Annotated in this window: 17 protein-coding genes and 1 pseudogene; 12 read left to right on the forward strand and 6 right to left on the reverse strand. The window is 75.1% G+C overall.

Annotation, left to right across the window (positions count from 1 at the left end; translation table 11 throughout):
• Nucleotides 1-29: 29 nt before the first annotated feature.
• Nucleotides 30-632, forward strand: a complete 603-nt coding sequence (locus tag PKE99_RS24370) for a GTP-binding protein (RefSeq protein ID WP_037048822.1) — start codon at nucleotides 30-32, stop codon at nucleotides 630-632.
• A gap of 78 nt (nucleotides 633-710) precedes the next feature.
• Here the strand turns inward: PKE99_RS24370 and PKE99_RS24375 are convergent, their stop codons facing one another.
• Nucleotides 711-2,954, reverse strand: coding sequence for a helicase-associated domain-containing protein (locus PKE99_RS24375; RefSeq protein ID WP_037048691.1), 2,244 nt, complete (start codon nucleotides 2,952-2,954; stop codon nucleotides 711-713).
• A 96-nt stretch (nucleotides 2,955-3,050) separates the two neighbouring features.
• On the opposite strand from PKE99_RS24375, the gene PKE99_RS24380 reads away from it, so the two are divergent.
• Both PKE99_RS24380 and PKE99_RS24385 read left to right on the forward strand, forming a co-directional pair.
• The gene (locus PKE99_RS24380) at nucleotides 3,051-3,230 is read left to right on the forward strand and encodes a hypothetical protein (protein WP_037048688.1); all 180 of its coding nucleotides are present in this window, start codon (nucleotides 3,051-3,053) and stop codon (nucleotides 3,228-3,230) included.
• The gene (locus PKE99_RS24385) at nucleotides 3,230-3,817 is read left to right on the forward strand and encodes a nucleotidyltransferase family protein (protein WP_037048687.1); all 588 of its coding nucleotides are present in this window, start codon (nucleotides 3,230-3,232) and stop codon (nucleotides 3,815-3,817) included. Before PKE99_RS24380 ends, PKE99_RS24385 begins: the two co-directional genes overlap by 1 nt.
• 81 nt (nucleotides 3,818-3,898) lie before the next feature.
• Here PKE99_RS24385 and PKE99_RS24390 read toward each other — a convergent pair whose 3' ends face one another.
• Entirely contained in the window at nucleotides 3,899-4,498 is a 600-nt protein-coding gene (locus PKE99_RS24390; RefSeq protein ID WP_037048686.1) for a LysM peptidoglycan-binding domain-containing protein, read from the reverse strand.
• Nucleotides 4,499-4,909: 411 nt separating this feature from the next.
• On the opposite strand from PKE99_RS24390, the gene moaC reads away from it, so the two are divergent.
• Both moaC and PKE99_RS39630 read left to right on the forward strand, forming a co-directional pair.
• On the forward strand, nucleotides 4,910-5,389 hold the full coding sequence (gene moaC / locus PKE99_RS24395) for a cyclic pyranopterin monophosphate synthase MoaC (protein WP_037048685.1): 480 nt from the start codon (nucleotides 4,910-4,912) through the stop codon (nucleotides 5,387-5,389).
• Between the two features lie 112 nt (nucleotides 5,390-5,501).
• Nucleotides 5,502-6,442, forward strand: a pseudogene (locus PKE99_RS39630) (molybdenum cofactor biosynthesis protein MoaE).
• A gap of 28 nt (nucleotides 6,443-6,470) precedes the next feature.
• On the opposite strand, the gene PKE99_RS24410 reads toward PKE99_RS39630, so the two are convergent.
• Nucleotides 6,471-7,037, reverse strand: a complete 567-nt coding sequence (locus tag PKE99_RS24410) for a LysM peptidoglycan-binding domain-containing protein (RefSeq protein ID WP_037048684.1) — start codon at nucleotides 7,035-7,037, stop codon at nucleotides 6,471-6,473.
• A gap of 527 nt (nucleotides 7,038-7,564) precedes the next feature.
• Here PKE99_RS24410 and PKE99_RS24415 point away from each other — a divergent pair.
• The 7 genes from PKE99_RS24415 to PKE99_RS24445 all read left to right on the forward strand — a co-directional run bounded on the left by PKE99_RS24415 (nucleotide 7,565) and on the right by PKE99_RS24445 (nucleotide 15,211).
• The gene (locus PKE99_RS24415) at nucleotides 7,565-8,470 is read left to right on the forward strand and encodes an AAA family ATPase (protein ID WP_037048683.1); all 906 of its coding nucleotides are present in this window, start codon (nucleotides 7,565-7,567) and stop codon (nucleotides 8,468-8,470) included.
• 31 nt (nucleotides 8,471-8,501) lie between these two features.
• The gene (locus PKE99_RS24420; RefSeq protein WP_037048817.1) at nucleotides 8,502-9,647 is read left to right on the forward strand and encodes a vWA domain-containing protein; all 1,146 of its coding nucleotides are present in this window, start codon (nucleotides 8,502-8,504) and stop codon (nucleotides 9,645-9,647) included.
• Between the two features lie 38 nt (nucleotides 9,648-9,685).
• Entirely contained in the window at nucleotides 9,686-10,804 is a 1,119-nt protein-coding gene (locus PKE99_RS24425; protein ID WP_037048682.1) for an XdhC family protein, read from the forward strand.
• Between the two features lie 273 nt (nucleotides 10,805-11,077).
• On the forward strand, nucleotides 11,078-12,397 hold the full coding sequence (locus tag PKE99_RS24430; RefSeq protein ID WP_231498301.1) for an iron-containing alcohol dehydrogenase: 1,320 nt from the start codon (nucleotides 11,078-11,080) through the stop codon (nucleotides 12,395-12,397).
• A gap of 10 nt (nucleotides 12,398-12,407) precedes the next feature.
• Nucleotides 12,408-13,856, forward strand: coding sequence for a MadS family sensor histidine kinase (locus PKE99_RS24435; protein WP_306470753.1), 1,449 nt, complete (start codon nucleotides 12,408-12,410; stop codon nucleotides 13,854-13,856).
• A complete protein-coding gene (locus tag PKE99_RS24440) occupies nucleotides 13,853-14,554 on the forward strand; it encodes a MadR family response regulator transcription factor (protein ID WP_425566532.1) in 702 nt (233 codons plus the stop codon). The genes PKE99_RS24435 and PKE99_RS24440 overlap by 4 nt, the downstream gene beginning before the upstream one ends.
• 45 nt (nucleotides 14,555-14,599) lie before the next feature.
• Nucleotides 14,600-15,211 (forward strand): hypothetical protein, encoded by a 612-nt coding sequence (locus tag PKE99_RS24445; RefSeq protein ID WP_037048679.1) that lies wholly within the window; start codon nucleotides 14,600-14,602, stop codon nucleotides 15,209-15,211.
• Here PKE99_RS24445 and PKE99_RS24450 read toward each other — a convergent pair.
• From PKE99_RS24450 to PKE99_RS24460, 3 genes are all read right to left on the reverse strand, one after another.
• Complete coding sequence (locus tag PKE99_RS24450; RefSeq protein WP_037048675.1) at nucleotides 15,198-16,094, reverse strand: Gmad2 immunoglobulin-like domain-containing protein; 897 nt, start codon at nucleotides 16,092-16,094, stop codon at nucleotides 15,198-15,200. The two genes, PKE99_RS24445 and PKE99_RS24450, sit on opposite strands and share 14 nt — an antisense overlap.
• Before the next feature lie 4 nt (nucleotides 16,095-16,098).
• Nucleotides 16,099-16,626 carry a gamma carbonic anhydrase family protein gene (locus tag PKE99_RS24455; RefSeq protein ID WP_037048673.1) on the reverse strand — a complete coding sequence of 176 codons (528 nt, stop codon included), beginning with the start codon at nucleotides 16,624-16,626 and terminating at the stop codon, nucleotides 16,099-16,101.
• A gap of 106 nt (nucleotides 16,627-16,732) precedes the next feature.
• Nucleotides 16,733-17,503, reverse strand: a complete 771-nt coding sequence (locus PKE99_RS24460; RefSeq protein ID WP_269323032.1) for a thiazole synthase — start codon at nucleotides 17,501-17,503, stop codon at nucleotides 16,733-16,735.
• Nucleotide 17,504 lies beyond the last annotated feature (1 nt).

The raw sequence follows: 17,504 nt of genomic DNA on the forward strand, positions 1-17,504 counted from the left end.
CCGTCGGCGGGCCGCCGGTCACCCCGGCGATGTCCCGCCCGTCCCCGGCACCCCGGCCGGGTCCGACGCCCACCACGATCTCGGCGAAGATCGTGGTCGCGGGCGGCTTCGGCGTCGGCAAGACCACGTTCGTCGGCTCGGTGTCGGAGATCGACCCGCTGACGACCGAGGCCGTGATGACCGAGGCCAGCGCCGGGCACGACGACCTGAGCGCCACGCCGAACAAGCAGACCACCACGGTCGCGATGGACTTCGGCCGCGTCTCGCTCGACTCGGACCTGATCCTGTACCTGTTCGGCACGCCCGGGCAGCACCGGTTCTGGTTCATGTGGGACGACCTGGTGCGCGGCGCGATCGGCGCGGTCGTGCTGGTCGACACGCGGCGGCTGGCGGACTGCTTCTCCGCGATCGACTTCTTCGAGGACCGCGGCCTGCCCTACGTCGTCGGCCTGAACGCCTTCGACGGCCAGCAGCCGCACCGGGTCGAGGACGTCCGCGAGGCCATGTCCATCGACCCGTCGATCCCGATCGTCATGTGCGACGCCCGCAACCGGGAGTCCACGAAGCAGACGCTGATCGCGCTGGTCCAGCACGCCATGGCCGCCCGCATGGCGGCCGGCGCCCGCCGCTGATCCGCGCCGATCCGCGCTGACCCGGCGCTGGCTCCCGACGGGCCGGGACACCCGCCCGGCCCGGGACCGGTGCCGTGATCAGCTCTCGATGAGGGCGATCCGCGTGATCCGGTGCAGCGGCAGCCGGTAGACCTCGCCGTCGACGGCGTCGCGCCCCTCGACGATCCCGCCGCCGACGGTGAGCGGGGCGAGCACCCGCTCGCCCTGCACGCCGTGGCCGTCGACGTACCCGATCCACACCTGACGCTGCGCCCGCGCCGCCTCCTGCAGCGTGGCCAGGGTGTGGCTGGACCCGTTGGCGGGCAGGGCGTTCCCGGCCCCGCGCCGGGCCGCGGCCAGTGCGTCGCCCGCGCGCATCTTGGCCACCACCGCGTCGATCCGCTCCTCCGAGGGATCGGCGAGCACCGACCGGTTCCGCGGCCGTCGCGGGTCCGTGCGGGCCCCGCGCGGCCCCAGATCCAGCACGCCGCCCGAGGCGTCCTCGGCGGCCGGGCTGAACCCGGCGGCCCGCAGCCCGTCGAGCAGCTCCGCGAGGGGGGCGGGGCTCACCGCGACCGTCGGCGCGATCCGCCGCAGCTCCAGCGCCGCCGTCTCCGGGTGCGCGAGGACCTCGGAGAGCAGCACCTCGTCGTCCGAGCGCAGGAAGGCCGAGGCGACGCCGCCGCGCAGCCGCCCGTGCCGGCGTCCGACGTCCTCGATCAGGTAGGTCAGGGCCTGCGGTACCGGGGTCGACGACTTGGCCTCGAGCAGCTCCTTCAGGTCCGTGACCGAGCGCCCCGAGTCGAGGGCGCGCCGCACGCTGGCCTCGGAGAAGCGGTACACGGTCGCGCCGCCGGCGGACTCGACGTCCGCCATCAGCTGCAGCTCCCGCGCCAGCGCCGTGACGAGCGGGCCGGGCGCGACGGCCGTGAGGTCGGCCTGCAGGAGCACGGTGTCGACCGGCTCGGGCAGCACGGCCCGCAACGCGGCGACGACCGGGCCGTTCTCCCCCGGCGCCGCGGCGAGCAGCGCCCGCCCCGGCTCGGCGAGAGCGTCGAGGGCCACGACGCCGATCAGCGTGCCCTCCTCCAGCGTCCACCGGACGATCTCGTCCCGCAGCCGCCCGCCCCGCCGCGGTGCGCGCCACGCGAGCAGGTCCCCCAGCGCCTCCGGGGTGGTGACGGCGGTGCCCGGCGGCAGGTCGGCCAGCGCGGCCAGCACGCGTTTGCGGTCCCGGGGTGCGACGGGGCGGCGCAGCGTCTCAGAGAGCGCGTTGATCGGGCGGTCGGCGTCGTCGCGACGGCCGACGAGCCCGGGCAGGCGCGGCAGCTCCAGCCAGGCCCGCGCCAGCGCGACCCAGCGCTGCTCGATGCCGGCCGCGGACCAGGCGTCGGCGGCGGTGGTGGGCAGCCAGTCCGGGTTGGGCGAGTCGCTCTGCCCGAGCAGGTCCGCGGCCAGGGCGACCTCGACGATCAGCGCGGCGCCCGCCTCGTCCGTCTCCAGCTCGCGGGCGGTCCGGCGCAGGTCCCGCACGCCCAGCCCGCCCGAGCGGAGCACGGTGGGCGGGGCGGTGCCCCACAGCTCGACGAGCCGCTCGACGCGCCGGAGGAGCTCCATGGCGGCGCCGCCCGCGGTGCCGTCGACCTGGGACGCCGGTCGCTCGCGGGTCGACAGCGCCGGCGGGGTGGCCTCGATCCGGCCCATCGGCCGCTCGCCGCGCAGCGCGATCCCGACCTGCTGCGGCAGCTCCACCGTCTCGGTGTCGAGCCGGATCAGCAGGCCCTTGTCGAGCAGTCGCCCCACCGGGCTGTCCGGCTCCGCCGCGGACCGGCTGCGGCCGATGGGCGGGCCGGCGATCAGCGCGTCGAGCACCCGGCGTTCCTCGGGCGGCAGCCCCTCGAGCAGCCCCGGCAGCCCGCTCGACGCCGCGGGCCCGCCCGCGCGCCGGCCCAGGTTGCCCGGGTAGGCGGGCACGACGTCCCGGGCGGCCGGCACCACCCGCAGCCCCGCCTCGTCCCCCCACACCAGCGCACGCGCCTGCAGCGCGGCCAGGGCGGCGTCGAGGGCCGCGGCGGTGACGTCCGGTCCCAGCAGCCGGGCGACCTCGGCGCGCTCGGCGGCCACCCGGTCGGCGTCGGCCACGACGAGTGCCTCGAGCACGGCGAGGGCCACGGTGTCGAGGTCGTCGCTCGCGCGGTGCACCGAGGCGCGGATCCCGGCGCGGGTGGCCAGCACGGTGACGTCGGCGGGCGGGGGCACGGCCAGGTCCGGCCGGAGCCGCAGCAGCGCGGCCAGGGTCTCGTCGTCCTGGGCACGCAGCCAGTCGACCAGCGGGACGGTCATCGCCCTCCACGGTAGTCGTCGGGACGGGTGCCCCGCCCGGCCGTCCGATCGGGGATACTGGGGGCGCCCGTGCCCGACAGACCGTGGAGGAGAGCCGTGGCGAAGCCGCTGAAGTCCGGACGCATCGACCCGAACTGGCCGGACCTGCCGGACGGCGAGCACCCGCTGACCGAGCTCCTTGGGCCGGTGCAGGGGAACATGTCCCCCTTCGGCGACCTCGAGTTCCCGCTCGACACGGTCCCGTACGAGCACCCCGTCACCGAGATCAACAAGTAGTGCCGGCCGAGGGCCTGCTGCTCGCCGCCGGCGCCGGCCGCCGGATGGGCGGGCCGAAGGCCCTCATCGAGCTGGCGGGCGAGCCGCTCGTCCGCCGGGCCCTGCGGGTCCTGGTGGAGGGCGGCTGCACGCCGTCGACCGTGGTCCTCGGGGCGGAGGCGGAGCGGGTGCGCCCGCTGGTCCCGGGCGGCACGGCGGTCGTCCTCGCTTCGGACTGGGCCGAGGGCATGGGCGCCTCGCTGCGCGCCGGACTGGCCGCGCTGGCGGCCCGCGCCCCAGCCCCGGAGGCGGTCGTCGTGCACCTCGTCGACCTGCCGGGAGTCACGCCCGCGGCCGTCGCCCGCCTCGCCGCCCTCGCCGCCCCCGGGGCGCTCGCCCGGGCGGCCTACGCGGGGCACCCCGCCCATCCCGTGCTGCTCGGCCGGGACCACTGGGCCGCCGTGGCGGCCCGGGCGCGCGGCGACGCCGGGGCACGGGGCTATCTGAAGGGGCACCCGGACCTGGTGCTCGTCGAGTGCGGCGACGTCGCCAGCCCGGACGACGTCGACACCCCCGAGCAGCTCGCCCGCGCCCGCGGCGCCTCCTGAGAACGCGACCACCCCGCCACCGGTCCGGTGACGGGGTGGGCGGGGGGCCGGGCGCGCGTCCCAGGGCCTGGAGAGAAGGGGTCAGACCCGGAGCACGTTGCCCGGCAGGATCAGGTTGGGGTTGGACGTGAGCGCCGGGTTCTTGGCGAGCAGGTCCTTCCAGTTCGCCATGCCGTGGGCCTGCGCGATCTTGCCGAGGGTGTCGCCCGCCCGCACGGTGTAGGTGCCGGTCGACGGCGCCGCCGGGGCGCTCAGCCGGACCTGCTGCACCGGCGCGGTGGGAGCCGTGCGCGGGGTGGCCGACTCGCCGGTGGCGCCCGCCTTGCGCGAGCAGACCGGCCAGGCGCCCCAGCCCTGCTTCGCCAGCACCTTCTCGGCGACGGCGATCTGCTGGGCGCGGGTGGCCTGGTGGGCGGCCGCGGCGTACTGCCCGCCGCCGAAGCCCTTCCAGGTCTGCGCGGTGAACTGGAGGCCGCCGGAGAAGCCGTTGCCGGTGTTGATGCTCCAGTTGCCGCCGCTCTCGCACTGGGCGACGCGGTCCCAGGTCGAGTCGGTGGCCGCGTTCGCCGACGGTGCGAGGACGACCAGGGGGGCACCGGCGACGGCACCGGCGAGCGCGGTGCGGGCGATCGTGCGACCGGCGGTGGACGGCTTGCGGTGCTTGCCGCGGTAACGGGCCATGACACGTCTCCGTCGCGGCGCCTGCGGAATGTCGCCCTGGGGAAGGCGACGGCGGTGGGTGGCCGCCGGGTGTTCCGTCCCTGTCCCGCGTCGTGCTTCGGGGGCCGTCACCGCCGGACAGGGGAGCGCTGCGGTTCCGGGGCCGGGCGGCAATGGGGGAGTCCGCCTGAGCCGGGAGCGACCGTACGTGCGCCGGGCGGAGGGCGAAAGCAGGAGCGGAACCGTGTCCCCGCGCCGCCTCTCGGACCGGCGGAATCTGTGGTAGTCGCCGTTTTCCCTGGTCAGGCATACGTATAACGGCCAGAAAACGGTTCGGGTTCGGAACGACTCGGTTGTGTCGCTGTGATTGAGATCACATCTGAACGGGGCCCCGGCGGCGACCGACGTCACGTCGCACGTAGGGTCTCCCCCGTGGAGCTGACCCATGTCGACGCCGCCGGCGCCGCCCGGATGGTCGACGTCTCGGAGAAGCAGCCGAGCGCCCGCACCGCGGTCGCGACCGGGGTGCTGCGGACCACCGCCGAGGTGGTGGACCTGCTGCGCCGGGACGGGCTGCCGAAGGGCGACGCGCTCGCCACGGCCAGGATCGCCGGGATCATGGGCGCCAAGCGCACCCCGGACCTGGTGCCGCTCTGTCACCCGATCGCGCTGAGCGGCGTCACGCTGGACCTGGAGCCCGGCGAGGCCGAGGTGCGGATCCGGGCGACCGTGCGCACCACGGAGCGCACCGGGGTGGAGATGGAGGCCCTCACGGCCGTGGCGGTCGCGGGCCTCACCCTGCACGACATGGTCAAGGCCGTGGACCCCGCCGCCGTGCTCGACGCCGTGCGCGTGGAGAGCAAGGAGGGCGGCAAGACCGGCTCCTGGACCCGGCCGGAGGACCGCTCGTGAGCGAGCTTGCGAGCTCACCGTCGGACACGGCAGCGCCGCGAACGCGGCCGACGAGCGCCAGCGAGGAGGCGCCGTGAGCGAGCTCGAGTCCCCGGGGACGGACGTGGCCGCGGTGCGCCGCGCCCGGGTGATCACCGCGTCGAACCGCGCCGCGCAGGGTGTCTACGCCGACAAGGGCGGGCCGATCATCGCGGAGTGGTTGCGCGGCAAGGGTTTCGAGACGGACGACCCGACCGTGGTACCGGACGGGGAGCCCGTCGGCGCCGCGCTGCGCGAGGCCGTGGCGGCCGGCACGGACGTGGTGATCACGACCGGCGGCACCGGGATCTCGCCCACGGACGCGACTCCGGAGGTCACCCGCGCCGTGCTGGACTACGAGGTGCCGGGGCTCGCGGACGCGATCCGCGCGTACGGCGCCCCGGAGGTCCCGACCGCCGTGCTGTCCCGCGGACTCGCCGGGGTGGCCGGGCGGACCCTCGTCGTCAACCTGCCGGGGTCGACCGGCGGGGTCCGGGACGGCCTGGCCGTCCTGGACGGCGTCCTCGACCATGCGGTCGACCAACTCCGCGGAGGTGACCACTGATGGAGCGGACCACCGGTTCGACCGGGTCGAACGGATCCACGGCCGAGGTGAAGGTGTTGCGCGCCACGGTGACCGAGGAGGTGCTCGACGTCGACGAGCACGCCCGGCTCGTCGACGACGCCGCGGCCGGGGCCGTGGTGACCTTCTCCGGCGTGGTGCGCGACCACGACGGCGGGCGGTCGGTGAGCGGGCTGGAGTACAGCGCCCATCCGACCGCCGCGACCGTCGTGGCCGAGGTGGCGCGGGACGTCGCAGGCCGGGCACGTGGCGTGCGCGCGATCGCCGTCAGCCACCGGGTGGGGAGGCTCGCGATCGGCGACGTCGCCCTGGCCTGCGCGGTCTCCGCGGACCATCGGCAGGAGGCCTTCGCGACCTGCTCCGAACTCGTCGAGGAGGTCAAGCGGCTGCTCCCGGTGTGGAAGCACCAGGCCTTCGCCGACGGCACGGACGAGTGGGTCAACTCGACCTGAGCGACCCACTCGGCCCGATGCGCCTGGGTCAGAGGTTGACGAGCTGACCGACGGCGATCACGTCCGGGTTGCCGATCCCGCTGGCGGAAGCCAGCTTCTGGACCGTCGTGCCGTTCGCGGCGGCGATCGCGCTCAGCGTGTCGCCGGACTTCACGGTGTAGGTCTTCCCGCCGGCGGGAGCGGCCGGGGCCGGGGTGGCGGCGGGAGCCGGAGCCGAGGCGCGGACCTTGGTGGTGCCGCCCGACGGCGCGGCGGTGTCACCACGGACACCGACCTTCTTCGAGCAGGACGGCCAGGCGTTCCAGCCCTGCTTCGCGAGGACCTTCTCGGCGACGGCGATCTGCTGGGCCTTGCTGGCCTGGTGCGGCAGACCGGTGCCGCCGTAGGCCCGCCAGGTCGTGGCGTTGAACTGCAGGCCACCGTAGTAGCCATTGCCCGTGTTGATGCTCCAGTTGCCACCGCTCTCGCACTGGGCGAGGGCGTCCCAGGAGGAGGCGGAGGCGGCGTTCGCGTTGCCCGCCAGGGCCACCGGCGCACCGACGGCGACGGCACCGGCAACGGCGAGGCGCAGGAGGGATCGACCGGTCAGCTTCATCGTGTAGCTCCATATATCGCGCCGGGTCGGAGTGGGGCCTCCGACCGCCCGGGATCCGCGAACGGTGCGACCTGGGGAGTATCGCGGGCTCACATCCGTGTGATTCACGAACGCGAACCCTTCCGTTCCGGAAATACTTTCCCGCCCTGTCCCCTTCCCTTCTCTCGACGGACCGGAAACCGCGGGACAGGGAGCTGGCGCGACGGTTCCGGGTGGCATTTCTAACCGCCCCAGTCGGAGCGGCCGAGCGAGAACGCTACGTTTCGAACAGCGGTTTCCGTCAAACCGATCATTGGTGACCTCGATCACGGTAACGCAACCGTGATGCGCTCGATAACCGTATAACCGCTGGTCAGCACACTGAGATCACGGATGTATCACGGCTGATCGAATATGACCGATCCGGAAATATTGTCGTTTCGCTCACAAGCATCTGATGACGAACGGTAGGCGTCACATGGACGCAGAGTGACTGTTCGAGGAGCCTCACAGTGGCTGCGCGGCGCAACGTGGTCCATTCTGGTGAGGTGACAGACGCCCACCGGGCCGGCCGGCCAGACTCGCCCGCCGCCCTCGCCGACGCCCTCCGGGCGACCGGTTACCTCGCCGACGACGGTCTCGCGACGGCCGCGTACCTCGCGCTCGAGATGCAGCGCCCGCTCTTCTGCGAGGGCGAGCCGGGCACCGGGAAGACCGCCCTCGCCCAGGCCCTCGCCCAGGTCCTCGGCGCCGAGCTGATCCGGCTCCAGTGCCACGACGGGATCGACGCCGCGCAGGCCCTCTACGACTGGGACTTCCCGCGCCAGCTGCTCCACCTGCGTGCGCTGGAGGCCGCAGCCTCCGTCGACGGCTCCACGCTCGACGCCGACGCGGTGGAGGCCTCCCTCTACGAGGACCGCTTCCTGCTGGCCCGTCCGATCCTGCGCGCCCTGCGGACCGTCCCGGCCGTGCTGCTGGTCGACGAGATCGACCGCGCCGACGACGAGTTCGAGGCCTTCCTCCTCGAGGTGCTCTCCGAGCACGCGGTGACGATCCCCGAGGTCGGCGAGGTCCGCGCCGTCGTGCCGCCCGTGGTGGTTCTCACGTCCAACCGCACGCGTGAGGTGCACGACGCGCTCAAGCGGCGCTGCCTCTACCTCTGGCTGGACCACCCGGACGTCGCCCGCGAGATCGAGATCCTCCGCAGCCGGCTGCCCGGCGTCCCGGAACGGCTCGCCCAGCAGGTCGCCACCGCCGCCCAGAAGCTCCGCACCACCGACCTGATCAAGCCGCCGGGCGTCGCCGAGTCGCTGGACTGGGCCCGCGCGCTGCAGCTGGTCGGCGCCCGCACCCTCGACGTCGACAGCGCCGCCCGCACGCTCGGTGCCGTGCTGAAGTACCGCGAGGACGCCGACCGGGTGCGCAACCGACTCGACTCCCTGCTCGCCTCCTGACGGACGGACCGACGTGCAGTACCCGAGTGCGGTGCCCGACACCGGTCCGGCCCCGGACGCCGACCCGTTCCCCGGGTTGGTCGGCTTCACCGCCGCCCTGCGCGCCGCCGGCGTGCCCATGACGACCGACCGGGTGGCCGCCTTCACCGAGGCGCTCGACACCCTCGACGTCACCAGTCGGACGCAGACCTACTGGGCCGGTCGGCTCACGCTCTGCTCCGACCCGGACGACATCCGGCGCTACGACGCGGCCTTCGCCGCCTGGTTCGACCCGGCCCAGGGCCCGCGGTCGCCCGCGCCGGGGGACCGGCCGCCGCCCCCGCCCACGCTGCGCTCGCTCATGCCCGCGCGGGACCGCGGCGCGGAGTCCGGCGAGGACGAGGAGGAGGACGACTCCCCCGTCGTCCGGGCCACGGCGACCGGCGCCGAGGTGCTGCGCACGCGCGACCTCGGCGAGCTCGGCCCACTGGAACGCGAGCACCTGCGCCGGCTGCTGGCCCTGCTGCGGCCGGACCCGCCCACCCGCGCCTCCCGGCGTCGCGGCCCCTCCCGGCACGGCAGCCCGGACCCGCGCCGGACCCTGCGCGCGGCGCTGCGCAACGAGGGCGAGATCGGCGCGCTGTACCGGCGCGCGCCCACCCGGCGCCCGCGCAAGGTGGTGCTGCTGATCGACGTCTCGGGCTCGATGGAGCCCTACGCCGACGCGCTGCTCCGGTTCGCCCACGTCGTCGTGCGGCGGTCGCCGCGCAGCACGGAGGTCTTCACCCTCGGCACCCGGCTCACCCGGGTCACCCGGGAGCTGCGCCAGCGAGATGCCGAACGCGCACTGCGGGAGGCCTCGCGGGCGATTCCGGACTGGTCCGGCGGCACCCGGCTCGGCGAGGCCGTCCAGGCGTTCGTCGACCGCTGGGGGCAGCGCGGGGCCGCGCGGCGCGCCGTCGTCGTGGTCTTCTCGGACGGCTGGGAGCGCGGCGAGCCGGACCTGCTGGGCCGGCAGGTGCAGCGGCTCTCCCGGCTCGCGCACAAGGTGGTGTGGGTCAACCCGCACGCCGGCAAGGAGGGCTACGCCCCCGTGCAGGGCGGAATAGTCGCCGTCCTGCCGCACTTGGACCAACTGCTCGCCGGGCACAGCCTGGAGACCCTGGAACGTTTGCTCGCGGTGATGAGAGATGCTTGACCGGCCCGACAGGGAGGTCCGGCCAGTGGAGGTTCCCCATGCGTGACGTCGTCGACCAGCTCGAGGGCTGGTGGAAGAACGGCGAGCCGGCGGCGCTCGCCACGGTGGTGGCGACCTTCCGCTCCGCCCCCCGCCAGCCCGGCGCGTCGATGCTGGTGGGCCCCGGCGGCGAGGCCGTCGGCAGCGTGTCCGGCGGCTGCGTCGAGGGCGCGGTCTACGAGCTCGGCCAGGAGGTCCTCGGCGACCACCGGCCCGTGCTGCAGCGCTACGGCGTGTCCGACGACGACGCGTTCGCCGTGGGCCTGACCTGCGGCGGAATCCTCGACGTCTACGTCGAGGAGGTCTCCCCCGAGGCCTACCCCGAGTTCGGCCGGATCGCCGAGGCCATCCGCGAGGAGACGCCGGTGGCCGTGGCCACCGTCGTGTCCGGCCCCGCCGAGCGGCTCGGGAAGCGGCTGATCGTCTGGGAGGACGCGGTCGACGGCGGCACCGGCTCGGACCGGCTCGACGGCGCGGTCACCGACGACGCCCGGGGCCTGCTCGCCTCCGGCCGCAACGCCACCATCACCTACGGCGTCGACGGCCAGCGCCGCGGCGAGGGCCTGATGGTGTTCGTCGAGTCCTTCGCCCCGCCGCCCCGCATGATCGTGTTCGGCGCGATCGACTTCGCCGCCGCCGTCGCGAAGATGGGCAACTTCCTCGGCTACCGGGTCACGGTGTGCGACGCCCGCCCGGTCTTCGCCACCGCCAGCCGCTTCCCCGGCGCCAACGAGGTCGTGGTCGAGTGGCCGCACCGGTACCTGGCCAAGGAGGCCGAGGAGGGCCGGATCGACGGGCGGACGGTGCTCACCGTCCTCACCCACGACCCGAAGTTCGACGTCCCGCTGCTCGAGGTGGCCCTGCGGCTGCCGCAGGTCGCCTACATCGGCGCGATGGGCTCGCGGCGCACCCACACGGACCGGATCGAGCGGCTCAAGGAGCGCGGCCTCACGGACGCGGAGATCGCGAAGATGTCCAGCCCCATCGGCCTGGACCTCGGGGCGCGTACTCCCGAGGAGACCGCCGTCTCCATCGCCGCCGAGATGATCGCCCAGCACTGGGGCGGCGCCGGGACGCGGCTGGCGGAGCGCGAGGGGCCCATCCACATCCACACCTGACCGTCGGGACAGGGGGCGCACCCTCCGTCGGACCGGTCCCCCGGGCCGTCGGGCGGACTACCGTGCGGGGGTGCAGACGAGGAGGTCCCGCATGTCCCGCCCCCGTTCCCGGCGCCGCTGATGCCGGTGCCGCGCACCGTGTCCACCGCCTCCGCCGGCCCCGTCACGGAGCACCGTGGCCGCTCCGTGCGGAGTAACGTGGCTCACACGATCCGGATGCCCCGGGCATCCGGACGTCGTCGTGTGCGGTCGGACGAGGTGTGGGAGGGCAGCGTGGCTCTCGAGGGCGGGACCCCGGCGACCGGAACCGTCGACGCGTGTCGTCGGGCGGGCGAGACGGTGCTGGTGGACGACGTGCTCCGCGACGACGCGGCCGAGCGGGAGCCGGACCTCACCGTCCACCGGGGCGGCGGCTGCGGCGCCCCGGCGGCCGGCGCGACGAACCCGCGGCTGTCGAAGTTCCACGCCCCCGAGATCGTGTTCGGCCCGGACTCGCTGCGCGAGGCCGCGTACGCCGCCGCCCGGCTCGGCGCGCGGCGGCCGTTCGTGGTGACCGACCCGGGCGTGTTCGAGGCGGGCTGGCCCGCCGAGCTGCTCGCGCACCTGCGCGGGACCGGGCTCACCCCGCGGCTGTGGACGGACGTCACGCCGAACCCCAAGGACCACGAGATCGAGCAGGGCTACCACGACTACGTGGCGTCCGGCTGCGACGTCGTGATGGGCCTGGGCGGCGGCTCGGTGATCGACGCGGCTAAGGGCGTGGCCCTGCTGGCGTCGAACGGCGGGCGGATCCTCGACTACGAGGGCATCGACCGGATCGCCAACCCGATCCCGCCCCTGATCATGATGCCCTCCACCTCGGGGACCGGCGCGGACGTCTCGCAGTTCTGCATCGTCACCGACACCGAGCGGCACACCAAGATCACGATCATGGGCCGGGCGCTCGTCCCGGACGTCTCGGTGATCGACCCGCGGCTGCTCGTCACGATGCCGGAGTGGCTCAACGCGGCCACCGGCCTCGACGCGCTGACCCACGGCATCGAGGCGTTCGTCTCGCTGGCGCACGGCCCGCTCACCGACCACCACGCCCTGCAGGCCGTGTCGCTGGTCAACGCCAACCTGGCGCACACGATGCTCCGGCCGGAGGACCAGCGCGCCCGCCAGGCGATGGCCCAGGCCGCGCTGGAGGCCGGGCTGGCCTTCACCAACGCGATCCTCGGTGCCACGCACGCCATGAGCCACCAGGTCGGCGGGATGCTCGACCTGCCGCACGGGGTGATCAACGGCGTGCTGCTGCCGCACGTCGTCCGGTTCAACGGCGCCGCCACCCCCGAGCGGTTCGTGCCGATCGCGCAGGCGATGGGCCTGGCCGGGCACGGCGTGCCGGGGGCCGAGGCCGTCGACATGGTCGCCGCGGAGATCCGGAAGCTGGGCGACGAGGTCGGCGTACCGAGCGGGCTCGGCGCGCTCGGCGTGACCGAGGCGGACATCCCGCGGCTCGCGGTGCTGACCCTCGGCGACGCCTGCCTGACCACCAACCCCCGCCCCGCCTCCGTCGACGAGGTCGAGACGCTGTTCCGGGCCGCCCTGTGAGGACGCCGCGGTGACGAGCGTGCCCTCCTCCGGCCCCTGGCCGCCGCGGCGGGCCGACACGCCGGCGCCCGCGGGCCGCTCGTGGCCCGGCCCGGACCTCGACGCGCTGACCGGACTGCGGTCCGGCAAGCCGTCGTTCTACCCGGAGTACCGGGTGTCGGCGGTGCGGTTGCGCCGGGTGATCCTCGCCCTGGAGCGGATCTCCGCCGCGCTGGTCCGCACGATGGAGGGCTCCGAGGCGCTCGTCCGGGCCGTGGTCGACGCGGCCGCGGACCACCTTTCCGCGGACTGGGTCGCCTTCGCGCTGGTCGACGGCCGGTTGAAGGACGCCAGCCCGCGGCACCTCGTCCTGGGGCCCGACGGAGTGGAGTGGACGAACCTCGACCTGGTGCCGGCGACGGTGCGTGCGCACGTCGAGAAGGTCCGCTGCGGCGACGACACCGGCCACGAGGGCCCCGGCCACGACCGGGACACCGCCCGCACGCACCTGCACGTCCCGGTCCGGCTCGACGGGCGGACCGTCGGCGGGTTCGTGGCGTGGACCCCGCGGGACCGGGAGGTCGACGACACCGACCACTCGGTCATGCGGATCCTGGCCGGGCAGACGGCGTCGGCGTTGCAGAACTGCGCGCTGCTGGAGCGCTCGGAGAAGCTCTACGCGCGCACCGCCCGGCAGGCCGAGGACCTCCGCGCCCGCAACGCCGAGCTGCAGCGCACCCAGGAGCAGCTCGGCGCCGCCCGGCAGCGCGAAGTGCTGGACAACGAGCGGCACCGGATCGCCCGGGAGCTGCACGACAGCGTCACCCAGTACGCGCTGTCCGCCGGCATGCACATCGAGCTGGTCCGCGGCGAGCTGGACGAGCCGCGGCTGCTCGAGCACCTCGACACCGCGAAGGACCTCACCAAGCGGGCCGTCGAGCAGCTGCGCTCGGCGATCTACGCGCTCAGCCACCACGAGAGCGCCGACCAGGACCTGCCGGCGATGCTGCGCCAGCTCACCACCGTGCACATGCCGGACGAGCTGCGCATCGACGTCCGGATCGGCGGCGAGCCCGTGCGGCTGCCCGCCGAGCAGGAGCAGTCGCTGTTCCGCATCGCCGGCGAGGCGCTGTTCAACACGGCCATGCACGCCGACGCCTCCCGCGCGTCGATCCGGCTGGCCTACCGGCCCGGCGCGGTCCGGCTGACCGTGTCCGACGACGGCAAGGGCCGGCCGGAGGAGGTCCGGCGCAGTCTGCGGGCGTCGGCGCTGTCCCCGTCCGGCGAGCACCGCGGCCTGGTCAACATGCAGACCAGGGCCGTGGAGATGGGCGGGACGGTGACGTTCCGCCGGGCCCGCATGGGCGGGCTGCAGGTCCAGGTCGACGTGCCGGTCGGCGGGGCCGACGGCGGGCGGCGGACGGGCCGCGGCAGTGCACGGGGCGACGCCCGGAGCGACGAGAGAGGGGTGGCGTCATGAGCGCCGTTCGCACCGCACCGCCGGGGGGTCAGCCCCCGCGCCCGATGCACCGGGCGCGCCCGATGCCCGTGCGGATCGTGCTGGTCGACGACCACTCGATCATGCGCCAGGGGCTGCGCGCCGTGCTGGAGCGCGAGGAGGACCTGCGGGTGGTCGGCGAGGCAGGCACCCCGGCCGACGCGATCGCCGCCGTGGCCGCGACCCGCCCGCACGTCGTGCTGCTCGACCTCAAGCTGACGTCCGGCCCGCAGACGGACGGGCTGGACGTCTGCCGCAAGCTCTGCGCCGCCCACCCGGGCATCGGTGTGCTGGTGCTCACCACGTTCGCCGAGGACCGGCTCGTCGTCGAGTCCGTGCAGGCGGGCGCCCGCGGGTACGTCGTGAAGGACGTCGACACCACCGAGCTGGTCCGCGCCATCCGCGCGGTCTCGCGCGGGGAGAGCGCCTTCGACGCCCGCAGCGCCTCCGCGATGGTGCGCTCGCTCTCCGGCGGCGTACCGGACCGGGAGCGGCTCACCGAACGCGAGCTCGACGTGCTGCGGCTGCTCGCCCGCGGTCTGTCCAACCGCGCCATCGGGGCCGAGCTGTTCATCTCCGAGACCACGGTGAAGTTCCACGTCGGCAACCTCATGCGCAAGCTGATGGTCTCCCGGCGCGCCGAGGCGGTGTACGCGGCGACCAAGCTGGGCCTGCTCTAGGGTCCTGGCTCGCGCACCGGCACGCGGCACGGTAGGACCGCGGGCGTGCGCGTGTATGCGGAGCGGCCGGAGCGGGCCGCCGGTCAGGTGCTGGCCGACGTCGTGGCGGTGGCGTGGGCGGTCCTCTGGATCTGGCTGGGGGTGGCCGCCCACGACCTGCTGCTGCGCCTGCAGGGGCCCGGCCGGACGCTCGTCCAGGCGGGCGAGTCGATCCGCGGCGCGTTCGACGGCGCGGCCCGCGGCGCCGGGGAGGTCCCGTTCGTCGGCGACCGGCTGGCCGGGGCCTTCGCGCCCGGGGCCGACGCCGGGTCCTCGCTCGTCGCCGCCGGCCAGCAGCAGATCGACACCGTCGCCGCAGTGGCGACCGGGGCGGGCGTGCTGGTCGCGGTCCTGGGGCTGCTGCCCGTGCTGGCACTGTGGCTGCCGCTGCGGGTCCGCTACGCCCGCCGGGCCACGGCGGCCGCCGAGGCGCGCGAGGCCGGCCCGGACGTCCTGGCCCTGCGGGCGCTCACGCGCCGCCCCCTGCGCTCCCTGCTGCGCATCACACCCGACCCTGCCCAGGCCTGGCGATCCGGCGATCCCGCGGCCGTCGCGGCACTGGCCGAGGCGGAGCTGCGGTCCCTGGGCCTCCGGGCACCCCGGGTCAGCGGACGGTGATCCGCGCCGAGTCGGTCATCGGAGCCCGGCCCTCCCCGCCGCTCGGGTCGTCCTCGGAGACCACGACGTCGTAGGTCCCGGGGTCGAGCGGCACCGTGAACCGGTAGGGCGCGAAGGTCTGGCCCTCGCTCGTCGTCGCGGACCCGGACCGCACGGTCCGGCCCGCCGGGTCCCGGACCTCCCACAGCAGCGTCGCCTCGAACACGGCCGCCTCGCCGGACACCACGACCGGCGAGCCGACGACGGCGCCCTCCACCGGGTCGTCGAGCTGGACGAGGGCCCGGACGCGGAACGGGTCGTCGGCCGTCAGCGGCTGCGACACGTCCTCCCCGAGCAGCGTGGTCGCCGGGCGGCCGTCGACCAGCACGCGGACCGGTGCGGTGCTCCCGGTGGTGTCCTGCACCGTCTGCACCAGCTGCTGCAGGGCGAGGCCGGCCGGACCGGGCAGCGGTCCGGGCGGCGTCAGGTCGACAGTGAACACCCCGTCGGCGATCGTGACCGGGCCGCGCAGGGTCACCCCGGGCGGCCAGTCCGAGCGGTGGTCGGGGTCCTCCGGTCGCCCCGCGAGCAGCTCCCGGACGGCGTCGCCCGCCGGGTCCGGGGCCACGCCGTCCGGCCCGCCCTCGGTGGTCGCCCGGCGCTCCCGGTAGAGCCGGTCCCCGGCCGGGGTCGAGCCGACGAACCACACGACGAGCCCGCCGGCCGCCGCCGGGAGCCGGGTCGTCGCGGGGGCCGGAGCGGTGGCCGGGGGAGCCGGGGCGGTCGTCGAGGGAGCCCCTGGCGGCGTGGGAGCGCCGCCCCCGCAGCCCGTGAGACCCACGGCCACGGCGGTCAGCAGGGCCGCGGCCAGCGGCCCCCGGCGCCCCTCCCCCGGCGCGCCCATGACGTCAGGGGACGACCGGGGTGACGGTCTTGGCGTGCCGCTGCGCGAGCTCCCGGTAGATGTCCGGGTTCGTGCGCACCCAGCGCTCGGCCTCCGGCGTCAGGCCGCCCTTGGTGGCCGCGGCCGGCCCGAGCACCAGGGTGCCCTCGGGGATCACCTTGTTCGGCGGCACCGTCGACCCGGCGCCGATCAGCGACCGCGCGCCGATCCGCGCGCCGTCCTGGATCGTGGCGCCGTTGCCGACCACGCACTCCGCGCCGATCACGCTGCCGTGCACCACGCACAGGTGCCCGATCGTGGCGCCCGCGCCGATCTCGGTCACGGGGTCGTCGCCGCCGTGCAGCACGCAGCCGTCCTGCACATTGGCCCCGGCCCGCACCACGATCGGGCCGAAGTCGGCCCGGAGCACGGCGTTGTACCAGATCGAGGCGCCCTCCTCGACCCGCACATCGCCCACGAGCGTGGCGGTCGGGGCGACGAAGGCGGTCGGGTGGACGGTCGGGGCGAGGCCCTCGAAGGAGAACAGCGGCACCGCCTCACCCTGCCACGAGCGCGGCCGGAATCAGTCGATGCGGGGCCCGTGCCCTCGTCCGTTCCGCACGCTGCTCCCGTGCCCCTGTTCGTTCCGCGAGCTCCTCTCAGTCGATCTCCGGCGACGACGCCTGCGCCCAGTACCGCCGCGGGATCCGGCCGGCGTGCCGCGCGGCGTACCCGGCCTCCACGGCGAGCCGCATCGCGTGCGCCATCCGCTCCGGGTCCGCCGCCCGGGTCACCGCGGTGGCCAGCAGGACGGCGTCGCAGCCCAGCTCCATGGCCTGGGCGGCCTCGGAGGCGGTGCCGATCCCGGCGTCGAGCACGACCGGCACCCCGGCCTCGGCCACGATCATCTCGATGTTGTGCGGGTTGCGGATGCCCAGCCCGGTCCCGATCGGCGAGCCCAGCGGCATGACGGCCGCGCAGCCGACCTGCTCGAGCTTGCGGGCCAGCACCGGGTCGTCGTTGGTGTACGGGAGCACGGTGAACCCGTCGTCGACCAGCTGCTCGGCGGCGTCGAGCAGCTCGATCGGGTCCGGCAGCAGGGTCCGCTCGTCGGCCACGACCTCGAGCTTGACCAGGTCCGTCTCCAGCGCCTCCCGCGCGAGCCGGGCGGTGAGCACGGCCTCGGCGGCGGTGCGGCAGCCCGCGGTGTTCGGCAGCACCTCGATGCCCAGCCGCCGCAGCAGGTCGAGCACCCCGGTGCCGGTCCGCGCGTCGATGCGGCGCATCGCGACCGTGGTCAGCGTGGTCCCCGAGGCGACCAGCGCCCGCTCCAGGACCTCCAGGTTCGCGGCCCCGCCGGTGCCCGTGATCAGCCGCGAGCCGATCTTGCGGCCCCCCACGACCAGCGTCTCGTCCTGAACCACGTCCACC

This window comes from Pseudonocardia halophobica (genome assembly GCF_027922425.1).
In the GTDB taxonomy this organism is placed as follows: Bacteria; Actinomycetota; Actinomycetes; order Mycobacteriales; family Pseudonocardiaceae; genus Pseudonocardia; species Pseudonocardia halophobica.

Bases quoted from the DNA above. Each gene is read 5' to 3' on its own strand.
- PKE99_RS24370 (WP_037048822.1), top strand. From the start codon at position 30: ATGTCCCGCCCGTCCCCGGCACCCCGGCCGGGTCCGACGCCCACCACG.
- PKE99_RS24375 (WP_037048691.1), bottom strand. From the start codon at position 2,954: ATGACCGTCCCGCTGGTCGACTGGCTGCGTGCCCAGGACGACGAGACC.
- PKE99_RS24390 (WP_037048686.1), bottom strand. From the start codon at position 4,498: ATGGCCCGTTACCGCGGCAAGCACCGCAAGCCGTCCACCGCCGGTCGC.
- PKE99_RS24410 (WP_037048684.1), bottom strand. From the start codon at position 7,037: ATGAAGCTGACCGGTCGATCCCTCCTGCGCCTCGCCGTTGCCGGTGCC.
- PKE99_RS24425 (WP_037048682.1), top strand. From the start codon at position 9,686: ATGCGTGACGTCGTCGACCAGCTCGAGGGCTGGTGGAAGAACGGCGAG.
- PKE99_RS24440 (WP_425566532.1), top strand. From the start codon at position 13,853: ATGAGCGCCGTTCGCACCGCACCGCCGGGGGGTCAGCCCCCGCGCCCG.
- PKE99_RS24450 (WP_037048675.1), bottom strand. From the start codon at position 16,094: ATGGGCGCGCCGGGGGAGGGGCGCCGGGGGCCGCTGGCCGCGGCCCTG.